Source organism: Streptomyces sp. NPDC042638 (assembly GCF_040647235.1).
GTDB lineage: Bacteria > Actinomycetota > Actinomycetes > Streptomycetales > Streptomycetaceae > Streptomyces > Streptomyces rameus.
In genome coordinates this window covers 100,203-111,748 of record NZ_JBEZBT010000006.1, presented here as the reverse complement: position 1 = coordinate 111,748, position 11,546 = coordinate 100,203, and the positions used below count along the sequence as shown (strand labels likewise).

The 11,546-nt window shown below is 71.6% G+C and carries 11 protein-coding genes; 3 read left to right on the top strand and 8 right to left on the bottom strand.

Annotated elements, in window-relative coordinates; all coding sequences use genetic code 11:
- Positions 1–65 precede the first annotated feature (65 nt).
- The gene (locus tag AB0B40_RS07705; RefSeq protein WP_345052004.1) at positions 66–1,454 is read right to left on the bottom strand and encodes a macro domain-containing protein; all 1,389 of its coding nucleotides are present in this window, start codon (positions 1,452–1,454) and stop codon (positions 66–68) included.
- Between the two features lie 74 nt (positions 1,455–1,528).
- Here AB0B40_RS07705 and AB0B40_RS07700 point away from each other — a divergent pair, with 74 nt between their 5' ends.
- Complete coding sequence (locus AB0B40_RS07700) at positions 1,529–2,443, top strand: macro domain-containing protein (RefSeq protein ID WP_362263495.1); 915 nt, start codon at positions 1,529–1,531, stop codon at positions 2,441–2,443.
- A gap of 89 nt (positions 2,444–2,532) precedes the next feature.
- Here the strand turns inward: AB0B40_RS07700 and AB0B40_RS07695 are convergent, their stop codons facing one another.
- The 6 genes from AB0B40_RS07695 to AB0B40_RS07670 all read right to left on the bottom strand — a co-directional run bounded on the left by AB0B40_RS07695 (position 2,533) and on the right by AB0B40_RS07670 (position 8,065).
- The gene (locus AB0B40_RS07695) at positions 2,533–3,285 is read right to left on the bottom strand and encodes a nucleotide-binding protein (protein WP_362263494.1); all 753 of its coding nucleotides are present in this window, start codon (positions 3,283–3,285) and stop codon (positions 2,533–2,535) included.
- Positions 3,282–4,859, bottom strand: coding sequence for a hypothetical protein (locus AB0B40_RS07690; protein ID WP_345052012.1), 1,578 nt, complete (start codon positions 4,857–4,859; stop codon positions 3,282–3,284). The genes AB0B40_RS07695 and AB0B40_RS07690 overlap by 4 nt, the downstream gene beginning before the upstream one ends.
- A gap of 21 nt (positions 4,860–4,880) precedes the next feature.
- Positions 4,881–5,525: a hypothetical protein gene (locus tag AB0B40_RS07685; protein WP_362263493.1), complete on the bottom strand. Its 645-nt coding sequence runs from the start codon at positions 5,523–5,525 to the stop codon at positions 4,881–4,883.
- Between the two features lie 152 nt (positions 5,526–5,677).
- Entirely contained in the window at positions 5,678–6,217 is a 540-nt protein-coding gene (locus AB0B40_RS07680; RefSeq protein WP_362263492.1) for a DUF5825 family protein, read from the bottom strand.
- On the bottom strand, positions 6,214–7,641 hold the full coding sequence (locus AB0B40_RS07675) for a RiPP maturation radical SAM C-methyltransferase (protein ID WP_362263491.1): 1,428 nt from the start codon (positions 7,639–7,641) through the stop codon (positions 6,214–6,216). The genes AB0B40_RS07680 and AB0B40_RS07675 overlap by 4 nt, the downstream gene beginning before the upstream one ends.
- Positions 7,607–8,065 (bottom strand): hypothetical protein, encoded by a 459-nt coding sequence (locus tag AB0B40_RS07670; protein ID WP_362263490.1) that lies wholly within the window; start codon positions 8,063–8,065, stop codon positions 7,607–7,609. Before AB0B40_RS07670 ends, AB0B40_RS07675 begins: the two co-directional genes overlap by 35 nt.
- A gap of 244 nt (positions 8,066–8,309) precedes the next feature.
- On the opposite strand from AB0B40_RS07670, the gene AB0B40_RS07665 reads away from it, so the two are divergent.
- Together AB0B40_RS07665 and AB0B40_RS07660 are read left to right on the top strand one after the other, a co-directional pair.
- Positions 8,310–9,392 carry a protein kinase family protein gene (locus AB0B40_RS07665; protein WP_362263489.1) on the top strand — a complete coding sequence of 361 codons (1,083 nt, stop codon included), beginning with the start codon at positions 8,310–8,312 and terminating at the stop codon, positions 9,390–9,392.
- A 206-nt stretch (positions 9,393–9,598) separates the two neighbouring features.
- On the top strand, positions 9,599–10,555 hold the full coding sequence (locus AB0B40_RS07660; protein ID WP_362263488.1) for a serine hydrolase: 957 nt from the start codon (positions 9,599–9,601) through the stop codon (positions 10,553–10,555).
- Positions 10,556–10,604: 49 nt separating this feature from the next.
- On the opposite strand, the gene AB0B40_RS07655 is transcribed toward AB0B40_RS07660, so the two are convergent.
- Positions 10,605–11,528 (bottom strand): LLM class F420-dependent oxidoreductase, encoded by a 924-nt coding sequence (locus AB0B40_RS07655; RefSeq protein WP_362263487.1) that lies wholly within the window; start codon positions 11,526–11,528, stop codon positions 10,605–10,607.
- Between the last annotated feature and the right edge of the window lie 18 nt (positions 11,529–11,546).

The window sequence follows — 11,546 nt, the reverse complement described above, 5'->3', positions numbered from 1 at the left end:
CTCCGGAAGCGGGCGGCGGCTGTCCGTGGAAGCGGGAACGGATATGTGCTGGGGGTGTGACCGGTTCAGCCCGCGCCGGACGGCCCGACTGCCGCCCCCCGCTCGTCCACGCCGCGCAGGAACGACTCGACCGCCGACAGGTCGGTCCGTTCCAGATCGCCGGCGCGCAGGACGACGCGCAGCTCGGGGCAGACCGCGGGGTCCTGGTCGAGGCTCCGGGTGAAGGTCTCGACCACCAGCAACAGCAGTTGGGTGCGGTCGAGTTCGACGAGGCGGGACAGGCCCGCGCCGATCAGCGGTATCGCCACCGGTTTGAACAGGCCGTGCCGGGCCACCGACGGCCACAGGCGTTCCAGGCTCAGCCGCAGGTCCGCCGGGGCGGACCGGGCACGCAGGTCGTTGCCCAGCCGGGAGTAGGCGAGGGCGAAGACCCGGCGTTTGCCGACGGGGACCGCCACTGCCGTACCGATCGGATAGCGGGTGCGCCGGCCGCGCCGCTTGTCCCGGACGCTCTCGGTGGCCAGCGGGGCGAACTCCTTGAGGCCCCGGCGCAGTCTGTCGTCCAGGAGCCGGTGCCGGCCCTCGAAGAGACGGTCGACGAGCTGGCCCTGCACACTCTCCCGGCTGATCACGACGTCGTCGGCGAAGGTGTCGAAGGTGTCGGAGAACCCCACGACCAGGTTGGCGTCCTCCTGCTCGAACAGGTCGCCGCGCACCACGACGACGTCCACCCGCAGCCCGCGCAGGGTGTGGCGCAGCAGTTCGTCGCCGTGCCGCTCGCGCAGCCGGGCGTTCAGCCGGGCGAGGGCGGCGGCGGCCTCGGGGTCCTCCGGCCGCTCCCGGGCCGCCTGTTCGGCCGCCGGCAGGGCGAGGTCGTAACGGCCCAGCGCGGTGTGCCCGGCGACCAGTTCGCGCAGCGCGGTCTCCCTGAGCCGGGTCAGCCGCCGCACCGGCGCGGTCGCGAACTCCTCGCCGCGCGCCTCGGCCAGCGGCCGGCCGCACCACAGCCGCAGGGCCTCGTCGAGCAGCCGGACGGCCGACGCCGGTGCCGCGCGCAGCGCGTCCCCCACCAGGCGGGCGAACTCGACGCTGTCCAGTTCGCCGTCCTCCAGCTCCAGTCGGTAGGTGCTCTCGGCTCCGCGCGCGGTCGGCAGCTGTCCGGTGCGCACGATCCGGGCGCCGTGTCCCGGCCCGGCGAGGTCGAACGCGCGCCGCAGCTCCAGTATCCGCTTCTGCACCTCGTTGCGGTTGCGCAGGTCCTGGTGCGGCAGCTGAACGGTCTGCTGCCAGACGTCCCGGTACAGCTCGCGCACGGTCACGGCCTCGCCCTCGGCCGCGACCAGCCGGACCAGCAGCCGTGCCGTCAGCGGGGTGAGGCGCACCGGGGCGCCGTCCACCTCCAGCCGCAGCGGACCGAGGACGCTCACACGTATGCGCGGGGTACGGGTCTGCACGCGCCTCGCCCCCTTCGCCGCGTGACGTCCCGTCAACAGTGTGATCAGCGTAGCAAGATGCCCTGGAGGCGAGCATGCGATTGACCGGTCCGTCCGCACGCACCCGTCCCGCGCTGTCCCGGCTCGCGCGGTCCTGGCGGGGGCGACGGGTGTTCGCGGGCAGCGTGCTCGCCGCCTTCGGCGCGGTGTCGGCCGTCGTGCAGTTCGTCGGCCAGCTGTTCCCGGGCGCCGTCTCACGCCCCGGGACGGTACTGGCCGGCTGTGTGGCGCTGTGCCTGACCTGGGGGCTGGCACGGTCCAGGCCGCAGGCGTCCGTGCGGCAGGAGTTCGGGCGCCCGGGTATGACGGTGGTGGTCGAGGAGGGCGACCTGTTCGAGCGGCCCGGCCATCTGGTGGTGGGGTTCACCGACACCTTCGACACCCGGGTGGGCGCCGACGGTGTCATCGACGACGCCAGTGTGCAGGGCCAGTTGCTCGCCCGCACCTACGCGGGGGACGCCGGCCGGCTGGACGCGGAGCTGGCCGCCGCGCTGGCGGGGGTGGCCCCGGTGTCGTGGGAGAGCGCGCGGGACAAGCCGCGGGGCAAGCGGGCACGGTACCCGATCGGGACGGTCGCCGTCCTCGGCTCCCGGCCGTCGCTGGTCTTCGCCGTCGCCTACAGCCGGATGGGGAACGACTGCGTCGCCTCCAGCGGCGTCGAGGACCTGTGGCTGGGGCTGGAACGGCTGTGGGACGCCGTCCGCCGGCACGGCCGGCTGGAGTCCCTCACCATGCCGTTGACCGGCGCGGGGCTCGCCCGCCTGCACGACCTCGACGAGGACAGCCTGCTGCGGCTGATCCTGCTGTCGTTCGTCGTGCACTCCTGGGAGCGCAGGGTCTGCCGCGAGCTGCGTGTGGTGATCCGCCCCGGTGAACTGGGGCGGATCGACCTGCCGGAGACCGGCGCGTTCCTGGCCGGGCTGGCGGCCGGCGCCCGGCGCCATGCCTGACGCCGGGCGGCGTCTCCCCCTCGGGTACGGCGCCGAGCGGTACGGGCCCGTCCCCCGACTGTGACCGTGCACCGGGCCCGTACCGCGGCTCAGCGGGCCGGCGGGGTTCCCCGTCCGGTGCGGCCGTACGCCGACAGGTGGCGGTACGGCCAGGTCTGGAGCCATTCGGAGCGGGTGTCGTCGACCGTGCAGCCCGCCAGCTTCAGCCGCTGGACGATCTTGCGCAGGGCTGTCTCCGAGCCGTCGAACCGGATGACGTTCCGGCCCGCGATGTCGGCGATCGTGCGCAGCGCGCCGACCTCCACCATCAGCGTGCGCTCCGGGTAGGCCATCAGGACCATGCCCAGCTCGATCAGCACGTTCGGCCGGGGCTGGCCGGTCGGCTCGGTCTCGTACGGCGGCTCGTTCGCGCCGCGCAGCTGCGGATGCAGCTGGACGATGTCGTCCGGGGTGAGCAGCACCAGCGCGGCCTGCGCCAGTCCGGGGGCCTTCGCGACCACGTCGCCGAGGAACGGTGCCGTCCCGCCGGTGGCCCCGACCAGATCCTCCCACTCCAGCGGGCGCAGATCGAGCAGACGCAGCAGGTCGTACATCTTCGTCCGCACCTCCTCGTCCCGCCCGTGGACGACGAAGACGTTGCGGCGCCGGTCCGCGACGGGGCCGGAACCGGTCTGCTCCGGGCGGGCGTGCCGGGTGGACGCGGGGGCGGGGGCGGCGCCGTAGGAGTTCTGCGTGCCCGAGTTGGTGGTGTTGCCGTTGCCGGTGACGAAGCTGTTGTTGCGCCCGAAGTCGTTCCTGCTTCCGTAGTCGCTGCTGTTGCCGCCCGTGGAGGTGTGCGTCATGCGGCTCCCGCCCCCTTGCCGCCGGCCGAGCCGAAGCTGTTCTGCGTACCGGAGTTGGTGGTGTTGTTGTCGCCGTTCACGAAGCTGTTGTTCTGCCCGTAGTTGTTGAGGATGTTGGTCTGGCGGGCCTCGTGCTCCGTCAGGTCGACGTTGTGTTCGTACAGGAAGTCCCGCAGGACGTTGAGGAGTTGGCGCTCCACGATCTGTGTGTACTTGATCGTGTCCGTCTCCTGGAAGAAGACGTGGAAGCGGCTGCTGGTCGCCATCTCCCGGACACTGGTGACCGCGCCGCGGTTCAGGAGGGCGTCGGCGTAGCGGCCGAGGCCGAACTCGCTGGTGTCGGCCGGCTGCGGTACCCGGATCCGGTTCCTGGACCACGGCAGCTGCGGGAGCAGGCGGGCACCGGCCGCCTTCGCGGCGGCCGACCGCAGGGCGGAGTGGGGCGTACCGCGCACGGTGTGCCAGGCCACCTTCAGCAGCGCCCGCTCGCCCAGGGCGGCGGGGAGCCGGTCCACCAGGTGGAAGCTCCGCTCGATCGGCGCCAGCACGTACGAGTAGAACTCGGTGTGCAGGGTGTTGCCTTTGAGGTCGAACCCCACGAAAGCCGTGGTGACCAGCTCCTGGCTCCAGGACCCCACCCGGATGCACAGGTAGTCGCGCCCCGCGTCGTAGACGTCGTCCCAGTGGCCGTCGAGCTGCTCGGGGGTCGGTTCCGTCACGCCCCGCAGGGTCGTGACGGCCGTGCTGAAGGTGCTGCGCTCGACGGCCAGGCCGTCGATCCGCTGCGTCGGGCGGGCCTGGTCCCGCAGCCGGGCGGTCATGCGGTCGGCGACGTAGGCGGTCAGCTCCGCGACGGTGAAGGGCACGACCTCCTTGCGCTGGGGCTCCTGGCCGCTCGCTCCGGGTGCCACGGCGTGCCACGCGCCGGGCTGGTCCTTGAACACCCCGGCCGGCGCGCCGATCATCAGTTCCGCGTTGGACCAGCGGCGCACCTGCCGGCCGGCGCCGACGAACGGCTTGTAGCCGCCGTATCGGATCACGGTGCCGTCCGAGGACTGCTCCCGCTTGATCTTGTCGACCAGTTCGGGGGTCAGCTCGGGGTGGTCGGGGTACGACCCGTCGAACCCCCTCCCCCGGCGCGCGCCGCCGGCCGGGACGGACAGCCGGCGCGACAGTGTCTGCAGGGTGACGACCCGCCGCAGGAACGCGGTGACCCAGAGCAGCCACAGCACCGCCAGGGCCGCGGTGAAGCCGTTCAGGGCGCCGACGGTCATCAGGAGGAAGGTGACCACGACGCCCGCGACGAGCACGGCCAGCCGGAGGCGCTGCAGCCGGCGCGCCGCCAGCGCGTGCGCGAGCACGGGAACCGCGTCGTAGCCGTAGGACGGCGCCACCACCCGGTACTGGTGGGTGAGCAGCTCGCGGATCACACCGGCCCGGTAGACGGGGTCGAGGTAGGTGCCCGCGCACAGCAGCCGGGTGGCGTTGCTCGTGGCGTCCGCGGCCGGACGGCCCGGGACCGGGCCGTCCGGTTCCGGCGCCGGAGCGGGCACGGTGAGGAAATCACTCGCCATTGTCTTCTCGCTCCGCTCTGTTCAGCCGGTGGGGCTCATGGAGGCGCCGGTGATGACCCCGTCGACCACGGTGTACCGGCCGCTGTAGGACTTCTGCGTGCCGTCGGTCTGCTGGGCGAGGAGATGCACCCATACCGTCTCGCCCTGGACGGAGTCGACGGTGACGTCGTCCCGTTCGGTGGTCGCGTAGCCCGACACGAAGGAGGTGTAGGACTCGTCGAGGTTCCTGCCGCCCAGGTCCCAGGCGGTCTGGTAGTCGCGGTCGTTGATGGCTTCGAAGAAGCGGTGGACCGTCCCGTCGGGGCCGGTCGTGCCGTCGGTCGGCCCGGTGCTCTCGGTGCTCTCGGTGTCGGTCGGGACCGGGGCCGTGTCCGTGGCGTCGATGCCGTAGCCGGGCTCCGAGGGCTCGGTGGTGTAGTACGCCGTGGAGACGTCCGGTGTCGGCACGTCCGGGGTCGACGGGTCGTATCCGCCGGAGTAGCCGCCCGAGTATCCGCCGCCCTCGAAGGAGGGGGCACCGGAGCCGTTCGCGTCGTCCGAGCCCAGGTGGGGAACGACGGCCAGGAGCAGGATCAGCAGGAGCGGGATACCGGCGATGAGCAGCGCGTAGGTGCGCTCCCTGCCACCGGCGGGTAACAGGCTCGGCGGCTCGTAGGTGTGGTTCATGGGGCCTCGCAACTCCCGGCGGTGTGCAGGGATGTGGCTTGTTCCGTCGGTAGGACGACAGTCACTCTGCCCGACATCCGCCCGTCGGGAGCCGGTTTCGCGCTTCCGATGCGCTTCCGATCCGGTTGTGGGACGGGACGGCCCTCCAGGGGTCAGATCGCCGTGCAGGGGACCGGCCACCGCCGGATCCGCGGTGGCAGGGCCACCGCCCAGCCCCCGGCGGCCAGCACCAGCCGCTCGGCGGCGAGCAGACCGAGCGCCTCGCGTCCGACGGGGTCCAGGGTGTCCACCGGTGTGGGCTCCAGCAGTCGCAGGAACGTGTCGTGCAGGGCGGGGTGGTCCAGGGTGAGCCGCGCGGCCGTGCCCGGCTCCCGGCGGTCCAGGACGGTGACGAAGTCCGGGCCGCGCCGGTGGTAGAGGGCGCCCTGCGCGTAGGCCGCCCGCCAGGCCGTCAGTTCGGTTTCGGCTGACGCGTGTTCGGCGGGCGGCGGAAGGTGGTGCAGCAGGGCCGGGTCGTACGACGGCGTGCCCGTCGCCCGCCAGTCCACCCGCAGGCCGAGGCCCTGGCACTCGCGCAGGAACCGCACCGCCTCCGCCGTACCGCGGCCGGAGCCGCTCAGGTCCAGGGGCCCGGCCGGCTCCACCCGGCGGCCGGTGAGCCGGTGCGGTACGGCGGCGGGTGGCGCGCTCATCCGGCCCTCTCGGGCAGCCGGACCGGTTCGCCCCGGGTGGGCAGCGCGACGTAGGTGGCGCCGTCGCGGAACACGAGGCCGAGCCGCCGCACCCGTCCGACCCAGGTGTGCAGGTCCGGGGGTGCCACCGCGTGCCCGTCCTCGGTCAGCAGTCGGTGCAGGGCGGGGACGGTCCGGCCGTCCTCCAGGTGGCGCAGGGCAGCGGCCCGCCAGCCGGTGAAGCGGTGGGTGGCGGGCGGCCGGCCGTACCGCCTCTCGTGCACCAGCAGGTCTGCGCCGTCCTCCTCGAACAGCAGCCGGGATCGCGCGTGTCCGGCCCGCCACGCGGCCACCGCCTCCCGCAGCCGCCGCTCGGCCGGCCCGCCGAGCCCCGCCGGCTCACTGTCGAACAGGTAGACCATGTCGGCGAGTTCGCCCTCGGGCAGGTCGTAGACGTGCTGGTACATCTCGGCCGGGCGGCGCTTGCCGAAGCCGCGGCCGGGATCGGTGAAGTGCGGGCTGAACCGCTCCAGCTGGATGCGGTGGGCGCCGCTCGGCGGCTGGAGGTGGACCAGCGCGGGGAGCTGGTCGATGACGGGCGTGTAGTCATCGGCGGTCTCGCCCGGGAAGCCGTACAGCAGGTTCCAGGAGCAGGTCAGGGCGTGGTTCTCGCACTCGCGCAGGGTGCGGACGTTACGGGCGCCGGTCACGCCCTTGTCCATGAGGTCCAGCACGCGGCTGCCGAGGCTCTCGATGCCGGGCTGGATGTGCACCGTGCCCGAGTCGCCGAGCAGCCGGAGCTGGTCGGCGGTGAGGTTGGACTTGACCTCGTAGTGCAGCCGCAGGTCCCAGCCGCTGTCGACGACGCGGGGCAGGAAGTCGCGGAAGTAGGCCATGTCGATGATGTTGTCGACGGTGACCACGTCGAGGAGGCGGTGACGGCGCACCAGCCTGTCGATCTCGGTCCACAGCCGCTCCCCCGGCTTGGCGCGGAAGGCCATGGCGGTGCCGTTGAGCCCGCAGAAGGTGCAGTGGTGCTTCTCGCCCCACCAGCAGCCACGGGCGCCCTCCACCACCAGCTTCGGGTGGATGTACTCCCGCACCGGGGAGACGTCCAGGGCGCACTGCCACTGGTCGTAGTCGGGCGAGGGTATGTCCGCCGGGGCCACGGTCCGCCGGCTTTCCTCATTGGCCCGGGACACCGTGCCGTCCCACCAGCACAGGCCGGGGACGTCCACCGGGTCGGTGCCCGCGGCCAGGTGGTGCAGCAGGGCCGGGAAGGCGTACTCGGCCTCGCCGCGGACCACGTGGTCGACGAACGGGTGGTTGCGGTGCAGCGCGCTCCCCATCGGCCCGTCACAGTTGCTGCCGCCGAGGACGACCGTCAACTCCGGCCGTCTCCGCTTCAGTTCACGGGCCAGGGCGAGCGAGGGCACGTTCTGCATGAAGGTGCTGGCGGCTGAACCCGACCACGTCCGGTTCAGCCGCCAGCACCTCCGTGGCACAGGCGTCGACGAAAGGGGCCGCGTACGGCCGCATCGCCAGGGCCGTGTCGATGAAGACGCCCCGGCCGGCCGCGTAGTCCCGCAGCCGGGCCACGCCCCAGTCCGGGTCGTCGTACAGGACCCCGGAGAAGACGAAGTCACCGAGACCGTGGAAGATCGCGTCGCTGCCGACCTCCACGTAGTCCCCCGGCCGCAGCCGGCCGCCGGAGCGCTCCAGCAGGAACTCCGCCCAGCGCAGGGAGCCGTGGAACTCGGTGACCTCGTCGCCGGGGCGGCCCTGGCGCACGATCCGGTTCAGCAGGCCCAGTTGCAGCGAGGGCAGGTCGAGCGGATGCCACGGCATCGTGACCAGGTGGACACGCATGCTCAGCGGGTCGGCCGCTTCTCCAGGATCGCCGGCCGGCGAGTGGTGCTCCGCTCGTCCTCACGGACCACGGTCTTCTTGATCTCCACGCCCGTCACTCCCCTCCCGGCGCGCGAACACCCGTGTGCCGCACGGCCGTCCACGATATGGACAACGGGTGTGCGACACAAGGGCGTTGTGTGCGGCCCGTTTCCTCTTGGCATGATCGATAGCAGTCAGTTCCGATGTCAGGCTGGAGCCGCCGATGGACATGACCGAGTCAGGGCACGCCGCACGAGTGTCTGCTTATGCGGCCGTAGGAGCACGGCTGTCCTTGTTGAGCGACCGCCAGCTTGAGAACGCGGTGGCCGCCGCGCCGAGTCTCGGTTCCGGCATCGGCGGTAGGTCGGCGGAGATGGAAGTCGAAGGAGTACGCGTCTTCGTCAAGCGGGTTCCGCTGACAGACATCGAGTTGCAACCGGAGCATGTGCGGTCGACCGCCAACCTCTTCGAACTTCCCCTCTTCTACCAGTACGGGGCAGGGTCGGCGGGGTTCGGAGCCTGGCGTGAGCTGGCCACGCACATCATGACCACAGGCTGGGTGCTGAAGAACGAGTTCGCGGGTTTCCCCCTGCTGTATCACTGGCGGGTTCTGCCTGACAGTCCCCCTTCAGGCTTCGTCGACGGACTCGGGGGCGTTGAGGGGGCCGTCGCGCATTGGGACGGGTCGCCAGCCGTGCGCCGTCGGCTGGAGGCCATCGGCAGTTCCTCCTTCAGCCTGGTGCTCTTCCTGGAGCATGTGCCCCGGACGCTCGGCGCGTGGCTCGGCGAAACCCGTGATGCGGCCTGGCCGGAGCCGGGAGGCGAATCGCCCTACCGGTGGGTCGAGGATGCGTTGCTGCGGGGGACGGAGTTCATGAGCGCGCGCGGACTCGTCCACTTCGACACGCACTTCGCCAACCTGCTCACCGATGGGCGGCAGGTGTACTTCGCGGACTTCGGGCTCGCGTCGAGCCGCGACTTCGCACTCTCGGCGGAAGAAGCCGCCTTCCTTGCCGATCATCTTGTCTACGACCGTTCCTACGCACCCAGCCACCTGCTTCGCCATCACCTGCCCGACTGCGTGCCTGGTGGGACCGAACACGGCACCTTCCTGCGTGAATGGGTCGAAGGTCACCGCCCCGACGGCGTTCCGCCCGACATCGGCGCGATCATCGACCGGCATGCCCCGCACGCCATCGTCCTGGACGACTTCCACCACCGCCTGCTCACGCAGAGCAAGCGCACCCCGTTCCCCGTGGCTGAGGTCCGGCAGGCTCTGGCCAGCACATCAGCCTCGGGAGAGTAACAGCCCGCCGCGCGTACGAGTTCCGGGCCGCCGCGTGCGGGCAGCGCGGGGACCTCGATGCGCAGCGGCAGGGGGGCGGCGGCATCGATCTCCAGCAGAGCCCGCGCACCGGGTCGCGCGGACATGTGATCTCCGTTATGGCTGTCCGGCCCGCCGATCTGGTGGAGTGAGCCCTCGTCAACTGACCAATGACAGAAGGGGGAACCATGCGCATCGGCCACGGAACCCGGGCACGGAGAAGGGCCGCCGTCGCGGTGGCGGCCGGCGCCGTCCTGGGCACGGGCGTCCTCGCGACCGCTCCCGCCCAGGCGGACGCGACACCGCCCGCGGCAGCCTCGGCGCGCACCGTCACGGCGGCGCCGCAGGTGTCCGCCCAGGGCGCGTTCGCCATGAACCCGGCCACGGGCAAGCAGCTCTTCGGCAAGGCGCCGGACGGCCGGCTGCGGACCGGCTCCACCACGAAGATCATGACGGCGCTCGTGGTGCTGTCGCAGCGGAACGTGAACCTCGACAAGAAGGTGAAGATCAAGAAGGAGTACACCGACTACATCATCGACCCGGTGACCCATCAGCAGCGTTACTCCAGCGCGAACCTGATCCTCGGCGACTCGATGAAGGTGCGCGACCTGCTGTACGGCCTGATGCTCCCGTCGGGCTGCGACGCGGCCTACGCGCTCGCGGACACCTACGGGACGGGCTCGACGACGGCCCAGCGGACCAAGTCGTTCATCGGCAGGATGAACAGCAAGGCGCGCGAACTGGGCCTGGAGAACACCCACTTCGACTCCTTCGACGGGGTGTCCAACGGGAAGAACTACTCCTCGCCACGGGATCTGGCCAAGCTGGCCGGGGTCGCGCTGAAGAACAAGACGTTCAAGACGGTCGTCGGCACCAAGGTCTACGACGACATGCAGTCGTACCGGCCCGGCGGCGGCACCCACGCCATGGCGCCGTGGAAGAACTCCAACACGCTCCTCGGCTCCTACCGGGGTGCGATCGGCGTGAAGACCGGCTCCGGGCCGGAGGCGAAGTTCTGCCTGGTGTTCGCGGCGACCCGCGGCTCCAGGACGGTCGTGGGCAGCATCCTCGCGGACACGTCCGTGGACCAGCGGTTCAAGGACGCGGCGAAGATCCTCGACTACGGCTTCACCCAGCGCGGCTGAGGCGGGCCGGGGGGACGGCCGGGTCCCCCCGGCGGTCCCCCCGGCGCGGCTACGACAGCTGGGACTGGACCTGGGTGGAGATCAGCTCCAGGTGGTCCAGGTCGCCGAGGTCGAGAAGCTGGAGGTAGATCCGCCGGGAGCCGATCTCGGCGTACCGGCCGATCTTGTCGACGACCTCGGCCGGGGAACCCGCCAGCCCGTTGGCCTTCAGTTCCTCCACCTCACGGCCGATCGCGGCGGCGCGGCGGGCCACCTCCTGGTCGTCCCTGCCGACGCAGACGACGAGCGCGTTGGAGTACGTCAGATCACCCTCCTCGCGGCCCGCCTCCGCCGCGGCGGCCCGCACCCGGCCGAACTGCCGCTCGCTGTCCTCGACGGAGGCGAACGGGATGTTGAACTCGTCGGCGTACCGGGCGGCGAGCCGGGGGGTCCGGGTCGCGCCGTGGCCGCCGATGAGCACCGGGATCTTCCGCTGCGCGGGCTTGGGCAGCGCCGGCGACTCCGTGAGGTCGTAGTACGTGCCGTGGAAGTCGAAGGTCTTGCCGGCCTCGGTCGCCCACAGCCCGGTCACGATCGCGAGCTGCTCCTCCAGGCGGGCGAACTTCTCCTTCGGGAACGGGATGCCGTACGCCTTGTGCTCCTCCTCGAACCAGCCCGCGCCGAGGCCGAGTTCCACCCGGCCGCCGGACATCTGGTCGACCTGGGCGACCTGGATGGCGAGCACGCCGGGCAGCCGGAAGGTGCCGGCGGTCATCAGGGTGCCGAGCCGGATCCGCTTGGTCTCGCGGGCGAGGCCGGCCAGTGTGATCCAGGCGTCCGTGGGGCCGGGCAGGCCGTCCCCGTTGCCCATCCGCAGATAGTGGTCGGAGCGGAAGAACGCGTCGAAGCCGAGATCCTCGGTGGCCTTCGCCACGGTGAGCAGGGTGTCGTAGGTGGCCCCTTGCTGGGGCTCGGTGAAGATTCGAAGGTCCATACACCTATCCTGCACGGC

Bases quoted from the DNA above. Each gene is read 5' to 3' on its own strand.
- AB0B40_RS07675 (WP_362263491.1), bottom strand. From the start codon at position 7,641: ATGCAGAACGTGCCCTCGCTCGCCCTGGCCCGTGAACTGAAGCGGAGA.
- AB0B40_RS07670 (WP_362263490.1), bottom strand. From the start codon at position 8,065: ATGCGTGTCCACCTGGTCACGATGCCGTGGCATCCGCTCGACCTGCCC.
- AB0B40_RS07690 (WP_345052012.1), bottom strand. From the start codon at position 4,859: ATGGCGAGTGATTTCCTCACCGTGCCCGCTCCGGCGCCGGAACCGGAC.
- AB0B40_RS07695 (WP_362263494.1), bottom strand. From the start codon at position 3,285: ATGACGCACACCTCCACGGGCGGCAACAGCAGCGACTACGGAAGCAGG.
- AB0B40_RS07700 (WP_362263495.1), top strand. From the start codon at position 1,529: ATGCGATTGACCGGTCCGTCCGCACGCACCCGTCCCGCGCTGTCCCGG.
- AB0B40_RS07655 (WP_362263487.1), bottom strand. From the start codon at position 11,528: ATGGACCTTCGAATCTTCACCGAGCCCCAGCAAGGGGCCACCTACGAC.
- AB0B40_RS07680 (WP_362263492.1), bottom strand. From the start codon at position 6,217: ATGAGCGCGCCACCCGCCGCCGTACCGCACCGGCTCACCGGCCGCCGG.
- AB0B40_RS07685 (WP_362263493.1), bottom strand. From the start codon at position 5,525: ATGAACCACACCTACGAGCCGCCGAGCCTGTTACCCGCCGGTGGCAGG.
- AB0B40_RS07665 (WP_362263489.1), top strand. From the start codon at position 8,310: ATGGACATGACCGAGTCAGGGCACGCCGCACGAGTGTCTGCTTATGCG.
- AB0B40_RS07660 (WP_362263488.1), top strand. From the start codon at position 9,599: ATGCGCATCGGCCACGGAACCCGGGCACGGAGAAGGGCCGCCGTCGCG.